Here is a 15,475-nt window from a genome sequence, read left to right on the forward strand (position 1 = left end):
ACTCTAAACGCGCTGATCACCGACCCGCGCTGTGCCATGCTGAGCCGCATGGCCGAAAAGGTGCGGGTGGTGGTGGGCGATGACCATCCGATGTTCCGCGAAGGCGTGGTGCGCGCCTTGACCTCAAGCGGCGAGATCGACGTGGTGGCCGAGGCCGACAACGGCGCCGACGCACTGGAATTGATCAGGACCCACCGGCCGCAGGTCGCCCTGCTCGATTACCGGATGCCACAGCTCGACGGGGCCCAGGTGGCCGCGGCGGTCGTCCGTGACGAGTTGCCCACCCGGGTGCTGCTGGTCTCCGCACACGACGAGTCGGCGATCGTCTACACCGCACTGCAGCAGGGCGCGGCCGGGTTCCTGTCCAAGGAGTCCACCCGCAGCGAGCTGGTGAACGCCGTGCTGTCCTGCGCCAAGGGCCGCGACGTGCTCGACCCGAACCTGGCGGCCGGGCTGGCCGGCGAGATCCGTCGTCGCAACGAACCAGATGTACCCGTGCTCAGCCCGCGCGAACGCGAGGTGCTCAGCATGATCTCCAAGGGCTTTTCCATCCCGGCGATGGCCAAGGAGTTGTTCCTGGCGCCGTCGACTGTGAAGACCCACGTGCAACGCCTCTACGAGAAGCTGGGCGTGAGCGATCGGGGCGCGGCCGTCGCAGAGGCGATGCGCCGCCGGCTGCTGGACTGACATGGCAGGCGGGCGCGTCGTCGAATTCTTCACCACCCAACCGGTTCGGGTCTCGGCGCTGCTGCGGCTTCCGCTGATCGGCCTGATCGTGGTGCTGGTGTCGGTGTGGGAGGTCGACCACTGGTTGCCTGTCCTGTACGCGGTGATCCTGAGCGTGTACGCCGCCGTCGCGGTGCTGTGGCTGGTGGTGGTGTTCCGCGGGCCCATGCCGCCCTGGGCCGAGTGGGCCTCCACCGCAGTCGACGTACTGGTGCTGGTCGCCCTGTGCGCGGTGTCGGGCGGGGCCACCGCGGCGCTGCTGCCGGTGTTCTTCCTGTTGCCCATCTCTGTTGCGTTCCAAGATCGTCCGTGGCTGACCGCGCTGCTGGGTGGCAGCACCGCACTGGGGTACCTGGCGGTGTGGATCCTGTATTCCGAGCGCGACGACAACGTGGGTCTACCCAACATCGTCTACATGCATGTGGGCTTTCTGGTCTGGCTGGCGGTAGCGTCGGCTGCCCTGTCGTTTGTGTTGGCCCGCCGCTCGGCCCGGGTGCGGACGCTGATGGAGGTGCGCCGCCAGCTGGTGTCGGAATCCACCCGGGCCGACGACCTGCGCAATGCCGAACTCGCCGAACATCTTCACGACGGGCCGCTGCAGACCCTGCTGGCCGCGCGCCTGGACCTCGACGAGATCCGCGAACGCACCCCGGATCCCGGCCTGGACCGGGTGCAGGCCGCGCTGCAGGAGACCGCGGCCGGACTGCGCTCCACGGTCACCGCGCTGCATCCGCAGGTGCTGGCTCAGCTGGGGCTCACCCCGGCGGTGCGGGAACTGTTGCGCCAGTACGAGACTCGACCAGATATCGCCGTGCGAGCGGATCTGGAGGACGTCGGGCGCCCCGTTGGGCAGGCACTGCTGTACCGGGCGGCCCGCGAGCTGCTGGCCAACATCAACAAACATGCCGGGGCGACCACGATTTCCGTCGGCCTCTACCGGTCGGGGGAGCGCGTCGTGCTGACCGTGGCCGACAACGGTAAGGGGTTCGACCCGTCGAAGTTGGCCCAGTCCGTCGCCGAGGGGCACATCGGGCTGGCCTCACTGCAGGTTCGTATCGACGCCATGGGCGGCTCGATGGCGATCAGCTCGGAGGCCGGGTTCGGCACCCAGGTCCGGGTCACCTTGTAGTCGAGGCTATTTCACGCAGGGAATACCGGAGACCTTCATCTGGCTCAGGTCGGTGGGCGCGGGGGTATAGGTGCCGGTCGCCGTGGCGGCCACCGTCGTCACCGGGGTGCTGGGCGTGGTTTCCTCTGTCGTCTCGCTGCTCGAGTCCCAGGAGCCCGACCCAGATTCTGACTCCGACCCCGTCGGCGATGTCGTATCGCTCGATCCGGACAGGTAATCGTCACCGGGGAAATCGGTTCCCACCGTCAACTGGACCGTTCCGGGCACCACCTCGGAGGACTGGTTCGCCATCACGCCCAGCTCATCGGCCAGCGACTGAGCAGCGGCCTCGGCACCGGTCCCGTAGTCGATCGTGGTGGTGGCAGCCAGCGATTCGCCGTCGCCGATCTGGCCCTCGGTGAATCCATGCGCGCCGAAGGTGGTTTCGAGCTGGGCGGCCAGTCCGCTGTAGGTGGACGCGTTGACCACGTCGAGCACCGCACCATGCCCATTGAGCGTCTGAGCCTTGCCGGTCGGTGCCGACGACGTCGTGGCGTCATCTTTGGAGACGAGGTCATGCACGATCTTGCGGATCGTCGGCACATCCACGAGGTTGATGTCCTCGCCGTAGGCGTTCTGGCTGAATTCCTTGATCGGCAGGGTGTAGAGCGTCGGCGGTTTGTCGGTCAGCGCGGAGGCACGGCGGGCAAAACTGGGCAGGTCGAATCCCGCGTCGAGCGCGACGTTCTGCTTGACCACGCCCAGCAGGCTGCGCAATCCGGCCGAGCTGTTCAGCGTTCCGCTCTTGCCCAGTGCCGATACCAGCGCGGCGATGAACGCCTGTTGACGGCGGGTGCGGTCGAGGTCGGTGAAGTTCTCGTCGTTGACATCACGACGCTGACGCACGAAGGCCATCGCCTGGGCCGCGTTGATCTCCTGGACACCCTGGTGAAAGTCGGCCCCAGAGTAGGGATCTGAGGTATCGGCGTTGAGGCAGACGGTGATCGGTGCCACCGCCTTGGCGATTTCGAAGAACGCACCGAGGGTGACCTCGACGAAATGGTCGATCGGAATGCCGAGCAGATTACGCACCGTGGCGATCTCTGCCTTGCGGCCCGCCTCCCGTGCCTGCTGTTCATGTCCGGCGGTATCACCGCTGTCGGACTCCAGGGATTCCATCTCGCGCTGATAGGCGAAGCCGTAGGCCTGCTTGACCTTGCCTTTACACGGGGAGACGTCGCAACCGGCCAAGTCCACATAGTCGTCGCGGGGAATGGAGAATGCGGTGGCCGGGCCGCCGTCGCCGGGCAGGTGCACCACGATCAGCACGTTGGCGTTGTAGCCGCCGACAGTCTCGTCGCCGGCGTGCAGGGCCTGGTAGACATCCTCGGGCAGCGGGTTGCCGTGCTGATCGAGCCGGCTGTCCAGCCCCATGATCAGGATGTTCTCGGTGTCGCCCGCCGAGACGGGACCACCGTCGAGTGCGTTGGAGGTGGTGATGCCGTCCAGGGCACCGTGGTAAGTCACCCAGCCCGCGCCGGTACCGGCCACTACCGACGCCGCAACCAGGCCCGCGGCGGCGCGTCGGGCCGCCCGCACGCCCCGACGCGGCATACGGTGCCGGGGGACGCTGGCGGCGTGGGCAGGTGTGTTCATCGCACCTGTCATTATGAGGCTGTTCGCTGAGACTCCCACCACCGGGGAAAATTGCTGGTCAACACCGACGTCTCGGCATTAGCGTGCGCAAGGTGAAATTGCGCATCGCGGTGGGCGTGCTGGTGTTGGCGGTGGTGGCGTTGCTGCTGAACGAACTGGTGGCGACCAAGGAGCACCGCCAGGCTGAGCCCTTCGCAGGTGGGCACGTGCTGGAGCTGGAGGGCCCCGACCTCGACGTGCGCGAGTACGGGCCGCCGGGGGACCGTGCAGTGGTGTTGCTGCACGGGTACTCGGCCTCGATCGAGTGGTGGGAGCAGGTGGCCCCGCAGCTGGCCCGCGATCAGCGGGTGATTGCGATCGACCTGGTCGGTCACGGCGGCTCGGAGGCACCCGCCGACGGCGCCGCGTACCGCTCGGATGCGCAGGCCACCGCGGTGCGCAACGCGCTCGTGGCACTCGGGGTGCGGCATGCGGTACTGATCGGGCATTCGATGGGCGGTGCCGTCTCGGCGGAACTGGCCCGGCAGTATCCCGACCTGGTAGAGCGGGTCGTGGTCTCGGATACCCCGGGCGCCGACGATCTGGTCAGCATGCCGCTGCTCGGACAAATGGTCTGCTGGCCGGTGATCGGGCCGGCGATGGATCTTGTCCGCGGTGTCGACGCGATCAGCGAGAGTTCGCTGCAGACCGGGTTCGCCGCGGACTATCCGGTGCCCGGCTATGCGCACCGCTCGTTGGAGCGCCTGACCTACACCGGGTTGTGCGACTCCACCGAAGGTCTGCGCCCGACTGCGGAAACGCTTGCCGCCCTGCACAAGCCGGTGCTGGTGTTGTGGGGCGACGAGGACGTGCTGACCCCGACGGCGCCGAATGTGGAGCGTTACACCGCGGTCGGGCTGACGCCCGTGGTGATCAAAGGTTCCGGGCACAGTCCGATGGTCGAGCAGCCCGATCAGTTCCTGGCCGCTGTGGCGCCGTTCGTCAAGACAGCCCCCGCGAGATGACCAGGCGCTGAATCTGATTGGTGCCTTCGAAGATCTGGGTGATCTTGGCTTCCCGCATGTACCGCTCGACGCGGAAGTCGCGGGTGTAGCCGACCCCGCCGAACACCTGCACGGCATCGGTGGTGACCTTCATGGCGGCGTCGGTGGCGATCAGTTTCGCGACGCTGGCCTGGGTCGAGTAGGGCAGGCCGAGGTCGCGACGGCGCGCGGCGTCCAGATAGGTGGCGCGGGCGCTGACCACCGCGGCGGCCATGTCGGCGAGCAGGAAACCGAGCCCCTGATGGTCGACGATCTTGCGGCCGAACGTGGTTCGTTCGTTGGCGTACCGGACGGCCTCGTCCAGGGCGGCCTGGGCGATGCCGACCGCGACGGCGGCGATGCCGAGGCGGCCGGAGTCCAACGCGGAGAATGCGATCGACAGGCCTTGCCCTTCTTCCCCGACCAGCCGACCGGCGTCGAGGCGGGCATTGTCGTAGAACGCCGAGGTGGTGGGCACCGCGTGCAGACCCATCTTCTCCTCGGGTTTCCCGAAGCTCAGGCCGTCGAGATCGGCAGGGACCAGGAAGCAGGAAATGCCCTTCGACCCTTCACCGGTACGAGCGAACAGCGTGTAGAAATCGGCCTTCCCGCCATGGGTGATCCACGCCTTCGAGCCGTTGAGGACATAGTTGTCGCCGTCGCGCGTTGCCTTGCAGTTCAGTGCGGCGGCATCGGAGCCGGCCTGGGGTTCGGACAGGCTGTAGGCACCGATCTGCTCACCGGAGAGCATGCCGGGCAGCCAGCGCTTCTTCTGCTCCTCGCTGCCGTAGGACAGCAGCGGGTGCGAGGACAGGCTGTGCACGCTGACCGCGACGCCGATCGCGGCCCACCGCGCCGCGATCTCCTCGAGTACCTGCAGGTAGACCTCGTACGGCTGACCACCGCCGCCCCACTCCTCGGGCTGAGGCAGACTCAGCAGCCCGGCCGCGCCGAGCTGGGCCATGACGCCCTCGGGGTACTTCTCGTCGCGCTCGTACTCGTCGACGATCGGGTCCAGAACCTTGTCGGCGACATCGCGGGTCAGCGTGATGAGGTCACGAGCGTCGTCAGAGGGCAGGAGGCGGTCAACCGGCATAGTTGCACATCCTAGTTTCTCTGCGTCTGCTCGTCGGAGAAGGTGGCTGGGGTCAGAACGCCGAATACGACCCGGAGGGCGGCGGAAATCCCGCCGTTGGCGCCGATCGGACGACCATGTAGTTGTGTCGACACGCACTGTGACGAACGTGCAGCTTTTCCCCGTAAATCCGCCGCAATTGGCGACGTTTGCCTGCACGTTCGCCGCAGTGTCCCGAAACAGGTATGTGGTGGGGTCCGGCTCGCGGTCGGATCAGGGGATCCGCGCGATGATCTGGATCTCGACCAGTGCCCCCGGCATGGCAAGCTCGGTGACGCCGACGGCGGTCCAGGCCGGATACGGCGCGGCCACGAACTCGTCCTTGACCTCACCGAAAGTCTGCACATGTTGCTGCAGGCCAACGTGATAGCTGGTGATGTCGACGACGTCGGCGAACGTCAGCCTGGCTTCTGCCAACAGCCCGCGCAGATTCTCGAAGGCGAGCGTGAACTGAGCCCGGGGTTCGGCCGGCACGGACATATCGGGGCGCATCCCGATCATGCCCGAGCAGCGCAGGTGATCGCCGTCGATCACCGCCGGCGCGAAGTGGTGGGCGTCGTACATCGGTTGCATCCACTGCGGGACAACTATTTTCATACATTGCTCCTCGTTGAGTGCACGCACGTCGTGTTCTGACCGTGAACAGACACAAACCTGCCCCTTTTCACGGCGAAAAGGGGCAGGTTTGTGTCTGCTCGCCGGAGAAATCCGGCAGAGGAACCTAGACGCGCTCCGCGGCGGGCAGTGCCGCGAGGATGTCGTTGACCCGGTCGCGGGCGTCACCGAAGAGCATCTGTGTGTTCTCGCGGAAGAACAGCGGATTCTGCACACCGGCGTAGCCCGAGGCCATGGAGCGCTTGAACACGATGACGTGGTCGGCGTTCCAAACCGTGAGCACCGGCATGCCGGCGATCGGGCTGCTCGGATCCTCGGCGGCGGCCGGGTTGACGGTGTCGTTGGCGCCGATCACGAGTACAACGGAGGTGCCTTCGAAATCGTCGTTGATCTCGTCCATTTCGAGCACGATGTCGTAGGGCACCTTGGCCTCGGCCAGCAGCACGTTCATGTGGCCGGGCAGGCGACCCGCGACGGGATGGATGCCGAAGCGGACGTTGACGCCGCGCTCACGCAGCTTGCGGGTCAGGTCGGCCACACCGTACTGGGCCTGGGCGACGGCCATGCCGTAGCCGGGGGTGATGATCACCGAGTCGGCGTGGCTGAGCAGTTCGGCCGCACCTTCGGCGTTGATCTCGCGGTGTTCGCCGTAGTCCTTGTCCTCGGCCGGGCCGGCCTCGATGCCGAAACCACCGGCGATCACGGAGATGAAGGACCGGTTCATGGCCTTGCACATGATGTAGGACAGGTACGCACCGGAGGAGCCGACGAGGGCGCCGGTGATGATCAGCAGGTCGTTGCCGAGCAGGAAGCCCGACGCCGCCGCGGCCCAGCCCGAGTAGCTGTTGAGCATCGACACCACGACGGGCATGTCGCCGCCGCCGATGGAGGCCACCAGGTGCCAGCCCAGCAGCAACGCGAGCACGGTGACCACGATGAGCAGCCACAGGTGCGGCTCGATGACGAACCAGACCGTCAGCGCAGCGAACACGACCAGCGCGCCGACGTTGAGGAAGTTCTTGCCGGGCAGCATCAGCGGTGCGGACTTCATTCGTGCGGACAGTTTCAGGTTGGCCACGATCGAACCGGTGAAGGTGACGGCACCGATGAAGACCCCGATGAACACCTCGGCCGAGTGGATGCCGAGCATGCCCTGCGTGGCCAGCTCTGCGGCCGCGTGCCCGTGCGGATCACCCTCGATGTGCAGGTAGCCGTTCCAGCCGACCAGTACGGCGGCCAGACCGACGAAGCTGTGCAGCAGCGCGATCAGTTCGGGCATGCCGGTCATCTCGACGACCTTGGCGCGCCACAGGCCGATCGCGGCGCCGACGATCATTGCGCCGATCAGCAGGGCCAGGCCCAGCGGTTCGATCTTGCGGTCGAAGGCCAGCGCGATGGTCGCGACGAGGGCTACCGCCATGCCGACGATGCCGAATGTGTTTCCGGCGCGGGAGGTTTCGTGTTTGGACAGTCCGGCCAGAGCCAGGATGAAGAGCAGGGCCGCGATGACGTAGGCGGCCGTGGCAACGTTTTCTAAGGTGAACATGGAATCCATTCCAAAGTCTGTGTGGGCACGCCGGATCTAGCTGCGGGAGAACATCGCGAGCATGCGACGCGTCACCGCGAAGCCGCCGAATACGTTGATGCTGGCCAGCAGGATCGCCAAGGTCGCCAGCACAGTGATGGCGACGTCGTGGGTGCCGACCTGCAGCAGGGCGCCCACCACGATGATTCCGGAGATCGCGTTGGTCACCGACATCAGCGGAGTGTGCAGCGCGTGGTGCACATTGCCGATCACGTAGTAGCCGATCACGATCGCCAGCGCGAACACGGTCAGGTGGACCTGCAGCGCTGCCGGCGAGATCGCGATCAGGGCGAAGATCGCGGCGGCTGCGCCGAAGGTGACCCCGAGCCGGCGCCCGGTCGACATGGGTTGCTTCTCCGGCTTGGCGACCGGGGTGGCGGCGGGCTGCGCGGTGGGCGCCGCGGAGACCTGCACTGGTGGCGGGGGCCAGGTGGTCTCCCCGTCGCGCACCACAGTCATCGAGCGCTGCACCACGTCGTCCCAATCGAGGACGACCTTGCCGTCCTTCTCCGGGGTCAACAGCTTGAGCAGGTTCACCAGGTTGGTGCCGTACAGCTGGGAGGCCTGGGTAGGCAGGCGGCCGGCCAGGTCGGTGTAGCCGATGATCGTCACGCCGTTGTCGGTGACGATCGCCTGGTCCTTGACGGTGCCCTCGACATTGCCGCCGTTGGCCGCGGCCATGTCGACGATCACGCTGCCCGACTTCATCGAGGCCACCATCTCGGCGGTGATGATGCGGGGCGCGGGCTTTCCGGGGATCAGTGCGGTCGTGACGATGATGTCGACGTCCTTGCACTGCTCGGCGTACAACGCCGCTTCGCGGGCCTTGTAGTCGTCGCCCATCTCCTTGGCGTAGCCGGTGGCCGACACCTCGGCCGCCGCCGGATCCACCGACAGGTACTCGCCGCCGAGGGAGGCGACCTGATCGGCGACCTCGGGCCGGGGATCGGTGGCCCGCACGATCGCGCCGAGGCTGCCGGCTGCGCCGATGGCGGCCAGACCGGCCACGCCGGCACCCACCACGAGCACCTTGGCCGGCGGCACCTTGCCTGCAGCGGTCACCTGACCGGTGAAGAACCGGCCGAATGCGTGGGCTGCCTCGACCACTGCGCGGTAGCCCGCGATGTTGGCCATCGACGACAGGACGTCCAGCGACTGGGCCCGCGAGATACGCGGCACCGCGTCCATGGCCAGCACGGTGATCGGGCGGGTGGAGAGCTTCTCGACCAGTTCGGGCTTGAGCCCGGGTGAGATCAAGCTCACTAGCGTCGCTCCGTCGCGCAGCTTGCCGATCTCGGCATCATCAGGCGCGTTGACCTTCAGTACGACGTCGGCGTCCCACGGCGTGCCGATCTCGGCACCGGCCTCTACATAGGCGGCGTCGGAGAAGCTCGAGGCAGCACCAGCGCCGCTTTCTACGACTACCGCGTACCCGAGCTTGATGATCTGCCCGACTGTTTGCGGCGTGGCGGCGACGCGCGTTTCCCCTGGTAGGGACTCGCGTGGGATCCCGATGAGCATCGACTCTGCTCCGTTTCTTTCTGGTAGGCCTCTTCGTTCAGCCTGGAAGAGTGTCGCATTTGTGTTCAGGTATCGCCCATGCCCCTTTTGGGGGATGTGATCAAAGGCCCAGCTCGGGTTACGGCCAGTACCGGCGTTTGAACATCACATACAACAGGATGACCAGAGCAACAATCAAAATGCTGCTGGCGATGAAGCCCGCGACGGTGTGGGCCCCGGGATACACGACGTTCTGGCCGTAGAAAGCCCCGGGGCACCGATAGTCACGGCGTGTGCACGTGACCCAGCCGCAAGTTGGCAGCGATCGTGCGCGCGGCGTGCGCGCCGGTGTCCATGGCACCTTCGATCGCACCGGCCTCGACCCCGGCGATATCGCTTCCTGCGAAGTGGATCCGCCCGTGCGCCTCACGCAGCTGCACGGCGCCGTTGGTGAAGTGGCCAGGCCGGTGCACCATGAAGCCGCCCTTGGCGAACTCGTCGGTGGACCAGTCGTGGCAGGCGGTCTCCGACACCTCGATATCGGGAATGAAGTACCGCAGCGCGCGCTGCACCGCGGCTGGGTCGCTGGCCTCGATGTCTGCGCTGTTGGAACACAGGCACATGATGAAGGTGTCCCCCTCGGCGTGGTACTCCACGCGTGCGGCATTGATGGGGTTCTGTCCGACGGGTGCCACGGCTTGGAAGGGCTCTAGTACGCCCTTGGCTCGCACCCAAATCTTGGAGCCCATGATCGGGTTCTTCTCGTCGATCATGGCGCGCGACGCCGCTGGGACGTCCGGCGTGAAGGTGATGTCGCCCAACGTGTTCAGGGGTACCGCGACGACGACGCTGCGAGCGCGGATCTGCTCACCGTCTCTTGTCGTCGCGGTGACGGCCGAGCCGTCGTCCTCGACCGAGGCGATCGGGGTGGACAGCCGTACCGCGGCTTTCGACTCAGCCATGATGGCATCGAGCAGTCGCTTTGTGCCGCCCTCGATCGGCCACGTGCCCGCGGTCTCGAAGAACGCCGCCCAACTGCCGAAGTAGGTGGCGACGCACGAGAGGAACTGGGCGACACCGTGATCCTTGTAGGCGGTGACGAGCCCGGCCATCGCGCCGTCGAGCAGATCGTGTTCGTACGGGGGCAGGTCGAGCGCGGCGAACCGGTCGGCGATGGTTTCCTTCTCGACCGCGCTGGTATCGACAAGGCTGATGTCGAACGGCTGCGGGAACACCGCACGTGCGTCGGCAAAAAACCGGCTCATGAGGGGCTCGAGGGCCGCTCCGTACTCCTCGGGTGACGCGGAATGCGTGGTGCCCTGCGCGATCCAGTACATCGTCGTGGGCACGGTGGGGATCTGTAGTGGAATGTCGTGACGCTGGAGTTCCTGCCACATGTTCGGCTGGGTCCAGTGCACATAGGTGCCGCCGTACTCCAGTTGACGGCCGAGTCCGTCCGCCGTCCAGGTGCGCCCACCGATCCGGTCGCGGGCCTCGACGAGTAGCACTGAGTAGCCCTGCACGCTCAGGTCTCTTGCCGCAATGACTCCGGCGAATCCTGCGCCGATGATGACGACGTCGTAGTTGTCGGTGGACATGGGTCCCCCCTTGTGTCGGTAGCAGCAGCAAAATCAAACTCGAATCGAGATCGACTTTAACCCGCACGGAGCGAGGCCGTCAACGGTTCGCGACCGGACGTGAGGGCAATTGCAGGCTGTACGATGTGGAATCGTGTTCGACACCAAGCCAACGCGGCGTGAAGCCGGCCGTGCACCGGTGGTGCAGCGCCGAGGTGTTGAGCGTGTGCAGGCGATCCTCGATGCGGCCGAGACCCTGCTCGCCGAGCAGGGCTACGCGGCTGCCACTCTCAAGGCCATCGGTGAGCGCACGGGCATTCCGACCGCATCCCTCTACCACTACTTCGCCGATCGTGGGCAGGTCGACACCGAACTGGTGAACCGTCATGCCGCCGCACTCGACGGGCAGTTCGCCGCAGGATTGGACGACCCGAAGGCGAAAACCCTGCCCGGCGCCATCGACGCGGTGATCGCACGCATCGCTAGCTATTTCCGGGACAATCCGAGCTTCGTCCAGTTGTGGTTCGTCGGCCGTAACTCGACCCTCACCGACATCGCCAGGGGTGTACATACATCGTGGGCCGAGCGACTCCGGAAACATCTCGTCGAGCGCAAACTCATCCGCGCCAACACTCCGCTGCTCGCGGTTGAGCTGGTCTTCGAGGCGGGAGATCGGCTCTTCGACGTTGCGTTCCAGCGTTCGTCGTCCGGTGACGATGCAACGCTTGACGAGACTCGGCGGATGCTCACCGCATATCTCCAGGGTTACGCACCGAAGTCCACGCAGCAGGCCAAGGCCAAGTAACTAAGCTTTTTCGCTTTACTCACGTTGTCCCCTTTGTGATTTCGCAGATCTCCTGATCGATCGTTGACAGTCGTCGCAGTGCTGCGTACGCTCAGCAAAACTCGATCTCGAATCGATATCGATGTAGGAGTCACGATGAAGACAACCGCCGCGGTCCTGTTCGAGCCGGGCAGGCCGTTCGAGATTGTGGAGTTGGACCTCGACGGTCCGCGCACCGGCGAAGTCCTGATCAGGTACACCGCTGCGGGTCTGTGTCACTCCGACCTGCATCTCACTGACGGCGACCTGCCTCCGCGATTTCCGATCGTGGGCGGCCACGAGGGCGCCGGCATCATCGAAGAGGTCGGTCCTGGCGTCACCAAGGTCAAGCCGGGTGATCACGTGGTGTGCAGCTTCATCCCGAGTTGCGGCCACTGTCGCTACTGTTCGACCGGGAGGCAGAGCCTGTGTGACATGGGCGCCACCATCCTGGAGGGTTGCATGCCCGATGGTTCCTTCCGATTCCACTACGGCGGCGAGGAATTCGGCGCGATGTGCATGCTGGGGACCTTCTCCGAGCGGGCCACCATATCGCAGAACTCGGTGGTCAAGGTCGACGAATGGCTACCACTGGAAACCGCGGTCCTGGTCGGCTGCGGGGTGCCTACCGGGTGGGGCAGTGCCAACTATGCCGGCGGGGTGCGTCCTGGCGACATCGCCGTCGTGTACGGCATCGGCGGCATCGGCATCAATGCCGTACAGGGCGCTGCCCACGCAGGTGCCAAGTACGTCATCGCGGTCGATCCCATCGAGTTCAAACGCGAGACTGCGCTGAAATTCGGTGCCACGCATGTGTTCAGTGACGCGGCCGAGGCCGCAGGGAAAATCAATGAACTTTCGTGGGGTCAGGGTGCGGACCAGGCCATCGTCACCGTCGGCACGGTTGACGAAGAAGTGATCTCGGCTGCGTTCGCCGTCATCGGCAAGGGCGGCACTCTGGTCGTCACCGGTATGGCCGCCCCCGACAAGTTGACCGTCCACGTATCCGGCCTGGACCTGACCCTCAGCGAGAAGACCATCAAGGGCACACTGTTCGGTTCCGCCAATCCCCAGTACGACATCGTGCGACTGCTGCGGCTCTACGACGCCGGCCAGCTCAAGCTCGACGAGCTCATCACCACCAGATACCGCCTCGAGGATGTCAATCAGGGCTACCAGGATCTGCGCGACGGCAAGAACATCCGCGGAATCATCGTTCATTGAGAGGCCGCTCGTGACCAAGGCTGTCATCGAAGTTCCGCGCGGGCACAATCCGTTCCCGCGCTCCGGCATCGTTCGCGACGACGCCGGAGTGGCGTACTACGCGGACGTACCCACAACGCTCGGTGCGATGCTCCGCGCCCACGTCGACTCGCGACCGGACGCCGAGGCGGTTGTCGAAGTGGGTGGTGGCCGGTTGACGTATGCACAACTGTGGGAGCGAGCTTCACGCGTGGCCGGAGGGCTGCGAACCCTGGGCGTTGAACGTGGGGACCGGGTGTCGGTGCGCTACCCGGCCGGTATGGACTGGGTTCTGGCGTTCTGGGGCACGGTGCTCGCGGGCGGGATCGCGGTGGCGGTCAACACGCGGTCGGCGCAGCCTGAGGTCGACTTCGTTCTCGCCGATGCCGGCGTTGAAGTGGATCTGACAGCCGGCACTTCGCTGCCTGACGGCGATCCCTACGTGGCGGACGGCATCGTCGCCGACCACGTGGCCGCCTTGTTCTACACCTCAGGTACCACCGGGCGCCCGAAAGGTGTGCCGACCACTCATTCGGCATTCATCACCAACGCGGAGAACATGATCCGATGCCTCGGTGTGCCGCGGGACTTCGGATCGCAGTTGCGCACGCTGATCAGCGTTCCACTGTTCCATGTGACGGGGTGCAACTCGCAGTTCCTGGTGGCTGCTTACGTCGGCGGCACCGCGGTGATCCTGCCGGCACTCCAAATATCGACGTTGGTGGAAACCCTTTCAGCAGAGCAGATCTCATTCCTGGTGACGGTACCGGCGGTGTACTCCCTGCTGCTGCGCCATCCGGACTTCGCCGGGTGTGACGTATCCACGGTGCGCCGGCTCGCATACGGCGGGGCCCCGATCGCGCCGTCACTCGTCGAACAACTGCACGCGGCATTTCCCTCGGCGAAGCTGATGAACGGTTATGGCATGACCGAGACCGCGTCCCTACTCACCGTCCTGCCGGACCGAGACGCAGTGGCGCATGCGGACTCAGTCGGATATGCGGTGCCATCCGTGGACCTCGGCGTTGTGCCCAGTGGCGACGATCCCAACGAAGGTGAACTCGTGGTCCGCGGCGCCAACGTGACCAGCGGCTACTGGAATCGGCCAGATGCTGATGCGGACACCGTAATCGATGGCTGGTTGCATACCGGGGACGTCGTGCGGATCGATGATGCTGGGCGCGTGCACGTCATCGATCGGATGAAAGACCTCATCAACCGCGGCGGCGAGAAGATTTCCAGCGTCGAAGTCGAAGCCGTCCTGCTCGCCGCTCCCGGAGTTGCCGATGCCGCGGTCGTCGCCGTGCCCGACGACGTCATGGGTGAGAAGGTCGGCGCGGTCATGTTCGGGGGTGAGACCCCGATCGACGTCGATGAGGTGCTGGATCATTGCCGAAGGCACCTGGCGGACTTCAAGGTGCCGCAGTACGCAGCCGTGCTCGGCGAACCCTTGCCACGCAACCCAAGCGGCAAGCTGCTCAAGAACCAGCTGCGTCGGCAGGTGCAGTGGGGCGAGCCATTGCGTTAGCGCGGACAGCTACCGCTGCGGAGATTCACCAGGGCAGTTTCACCACGGATCGAGGACGCGTGTCAGATACCCCACCTGGTCGTCGCGCACCTGCTGTTGCCACGGACCACCGTCGAAAGCCTCGACGTGGCCGATGGGGTACTCGCACAATTGCGCTAGGTAGCCGGCCTTCTTGGCGGTGCAGCGCGCCGCGGCAGGTGGGGCGATGTCGTCGTTTGTGCCCACTTGCATCAGCATCGGGCAGGTCAGGCGCGCGGCGAATGTGATGGGGCGGTTCAATCCGACCTCAAGTGCCGTGCGGGCGGCGACCTCGTTGCGCCAGGTCGGTCCGGCAACGGACGCGAAGGCCGCCGCGGCACCGGGACTGGTCACCAACGCCGTCGTTCCGGGTTCTCCGACGACCGGCAGGTAGTGCGGCCCGCGGCCGAGTCGGGTCAGTGATGCGTCGAACACTCCGTGCGCGGTCAGCCGAGCGAGCTGCATGACGCCGCCGCGACCGCGCGCGATATGGGCCAGCGTGGCGCGGCCGTCCGTGGCCGGATTGAGCGAGACGATCGCTGCAACACGCGGATCCTGAGCAGCGACCGCGACGACATGGCCGCCGGCATACGAGTAGCCCCACAACGCAATTCGATCTGAGTCGACACCGGGCAGGTGCCGGGCGGCCGCGATGGCGGCGTGGTAGTCCTCGCGCTGACGCCGCACTGCGATGTTTTGGCGCGGGCTGCCCTCCGAACCGCCGAAGCCGCGGTAGTCGAAGACAAAGGCATCGATGCCGGCTGCAGCGAAGTTCTCTGCGTAGGAGAGCAGTCCGGAGTCACGGGTGCCACCGAAGCCGTGCGCCATGACCACGCACGGCCGGCCTGATCGCCCGGTCAGGGTGTCGCTCTGCGCAGTGATGTGGGTGGCCGCACAGCGGACACCGTGGCTCGTGAAATACAGGTCCTTGGGCATTGCA

13 protein-coding genes and 1 pseudogene are annotated in these 15,475 nt (G+C 65.9%); 6 read left to right on the forward strand and 8 right to left on the reverse strand.

Features of this window, described 5'->3' with window-relative positions:
- Positions 1-36: 36 nt before the first annotated feature.
- Both ACZYZF_RS04490 and ACZYZF_RS04495 read left to right on the forward strand, forming a co-directional pair.
- Positions 37-687, forward strand: a complete 651-nt coding sequence (locus ACZYZF_RS04490; RefSeq protein ID WP_463835134.1) for a response regulator — start codon at positions 37-39, stop codon at positions 685-687.
- A 1-nt stretch (position 688) separates the two neighbouring features.
- Positions 689-1,855 carry a sensor histidine kinase gene (locus tag ACZYZF_RS04495; RefSeq protein ID WP_463743336.1) on the forward strand — a complete coding sequence of 389 codons (1,167 nt, stop codon included), beginning with the start codon at positions 689-691 and terminating at the stop codon, positions 1,853-1,855.
- Between the two features lie 6 nt (positions 1,856-1,861).
- Here ACZYZF_RS04495 and ACZYZF_RS04500 read toward each other — a convergent pair whose 3' ends face one another.
- Positions 1,862-3,490 carry an LCP family protein gene (locus ACZYZF_RS04500; protein WP_463834660.1) on the reverse strand — a complete coding sequence of 543 codons (1,629 nt, stop codon included), beginning with the start codon at positions 3,488-3,490 and terminating at the stop codon, positions 1,862-1,864.
- Between the two features lie 92 nt (positions 3,491-3,582).
- Here ACZYZF_RS04500 and ACZYZF_RS04505 point away from each other — a divergent pair, with 92 nt between their 5' ends.
- Positions 3,583-4,494 (forward strand): alpha/beta fold hydrolase, encoded by a 912-nt coding sequence (locus ACZYZF_RS04505; RefSeq protein ID WP_463743334.1) that lies wholly within the window; start codon positions 3,583-3,585, stop codon positions 4,492-4,494.
- Here the strand turns inward: ACZYZF_RS04505 and ACZYZF_RS04510 are convergent.
- The 6 genes and pseudogenes from ACZYZF_RS04510 to ACZYZF_RS04535 all read right to left on the reverse strand — a co-directional run bounded on the left by ACZYZF_RS04510 (position 4,472) and on the right by ACZYZF_RS04535 (position 10,945).
- Complete coding sequence (locus ACZYZF_RS04510; RefSeq protein WP_463743333.1) at positions 4,472-5,608, reverse strand: acyl-CoA dehydrogenase family protein; 1,137 nt, start codon at positions 5,606-5,608, stop codon at positions 4,472-4,474. The two genes, ACZYZF_RS04505 and ACZYZF_RS04510, sit on opposite strands and share 23 nt — an antisense overlap.
- A 252-nt stretch (positions 5,609-5,860) precedes the next feature.
- A complete protein-coding gene (locus ACZYZF_RS04515) occupies positions 5,861-6,244 on the reverse strand; it encodes a RidA family protein (RefSeq protein ID WP_463743332.1) in 384 nt (127 codons plus the stop codon).
- A gap of 124 nt (positions 6,245-6,368) precedes the next feature.
- Positions 6,369-7,808: a Re/Si-specific NAD(P)(+) transhydrogenase subunit beta gene (gene pntB / locus ACZYZF_RS04520; protein ID WP_463834661.1), complete on the reverse strand. Its 1,440-nt coding sequence runs from the start codon at positions 7,806-7,808 to the stop codon at positions 6,369-6,371.
- 36 nt (positions 7,809-7,844) lie between these two features.
- Positions 7,845-9,368, reverse strand: coding sequence for a Re/Si-specific NAD(P)(+) transhydrogenase subunit alpha (locus tag ACZYZF_RS04525; protein ID WP_463834663.1), 1,524 nt, complete (start codon positions 9,366-9,368; stop codon positions 7,845-7,847).
- Positions 9,369-9,486: 118 nt separating this feature from the next.
- Positions 9,487-9,612, reverse strand: a pseudogene (locus tag ACZYZF_RS04530) (magnesium transporter); the annotation flags it as partial.
- A gap of 19 nt (positions 9,613-9,631) precedes the next feature.
- Positions 9,632-10,945 carry a flavin monoamine oxidase family protein gene (locus ACZYZF_RS04535; RefSeq protein WP_463834664.1) on the reverse strand — a complete coding sequence of 438 codons (1,314 nt, stop codon included), beginning with the start codon at positions 10,943-10,945 and terminating at the stop codon, positions 9,632-9,634.
- A gap of 133 nt (positions 10,946-11,078) precedes the next feature.
- On the opposite strand from ACZYZF_RS04535, the gene ACZYZF_RS04540 reads away from it, so the two are divergent.
- The 3 genes from ACZYZF_RS04540 to ACZYZF_RS04550 all read left to right on the forward strand — a co-directional run bounded on the left by ACZYZF_RS04540 (position 11,079) and on the right by ACZYZF_RS04550 (position 14,517).
- Positions 11,079-11,729, forward strand: coding sequence for a TetR/AcrR family transcriptional regulator (locus ACZYZF_RS04540; protein WP_463834665.1), 651 nt, complete (start codon positions 11,079-11,081; stop codon positions 11,727-11,729).
- A gap of 135 nt (positions 11,730-11,864) precedes the next feature.
- Positions 11,865-12,971 (forward strand): NDMA-dependent alcohol dehydrogenase, encoded by a 1,107-nt coding sequence (locus ACZYZF_RS04545; RefSeq protein WP_463834666.1) that lies wholly within the window; start codon positions 11,865-11,867, stop codon positions 12,969-12,971.
- A 10-nt stretch (positions 12,972-12,981) separates the two neighbouring features.
- Complete coding sequence (locus ACZYZF_RS04550) at positions 12,982-14,517, forward strand: class I adenylate-forming enzyme family protein (RefSeq protein WP_463834668.1); 1,536 nt, start codon at positions 12,982-12,984, stop codon at positions 14,515-14,517.
- Positions 14,518-14,556: 39 nt separating this feature from the next.
- On the opposite strand, the gene ACZYZF_RS04555 is transcribed toward ACZYZF_RS04550, so the two are convergent.
- Positions 14,557-15,471: an alpha/beta hydrolase gene (locus tag ACZYZF_RS04555; RefSeq protein ID WP_463834670.1), complete on the reverse strand. Its 915-nt coding sequence runs from the start codon at positions 15,469-15,471 to the stop codon at positions 14,557-14,559.
- Positions 15,472-15,475 lie beyond the last annotated feature (4 nt).

This window comes from Mycobacterium sp. IDUB_24 (assembly GCF_055419385.1).

Bases quoted from the DNA above. Each gene is read 5' to 3' on its own strand.
- ACZYZF_RS04515 (WP_463743332.1), bottom strand. From the start codon at position 6,244: ATGAAAATAGTTGTCCCGCAGTGGATGCAACCGATGTACGACGCCCAC.
- ACZYZF_RS04495 (WP_463743336.1), top strand. From the start codon at position 689: ATGGCAGGCGGGCGCGTCGTCGAATTCTTCACCACCCAACCGGTTCGG.
- ACZYZF_RS04545 (WP_463834666.1), top strand. From the start codon at position 11,865: ATGAAGACAACCGCCGCGGTCCTGTTCGAGCCGGGCAGGCCGTTCGAG.
- ACZYZF_RS04500 (WP_463834660.1), bottom strand. From the start codon at position 3,490: ATGAACACACCTGCCCACGCCGCCAGCGTCCCCCGGCACCGTATGCCG.
- ACZYZF_RS04510 (WP_463743333.1), bottom strand. From the start codon at position 5,608: ATGCCGGTTGACCGCCTCCTGCCCTCTGACGACGCTCGTGACCTCATC.
- ACZYZF_RS04490 (WP_463835134.1), top strand. From the start codon at position 37: ATGCTGAGCCGCATGGCCGAAAAGGTGCGGGTGGTGGTGGGCGATGAC.
- pntB (WP_463834661.1), bottom strand. From the start codon at position 7,808: ATGTTCACCTTAGAAAACGTTGCCACGGCCGCCTACGTCATCGCGGCC.
- ACZYZF_RS04555 (WP_463834670.1), bottom strand. From the start codon at position 15,471: ATGCCCAAGGACCTGTATTTCACGAGCCACGGTGTCCGCTGTGCGGCC.
- ACZYZF_RS04535 (WP_463834664.1), bottom strand. From the start codon at position 10,945: ATGTCCACCGACAACTACGACGTCGTCATCATCGGCGCAGGATTCGCC.
- ACZYZF_RS04525 (WP_463834663.1), bottom strand. From the start codon at position 9,368: ATGCTCATCGGGATCCCACGCGAGTCCCTACCAGGGGAAACGCGCGTC.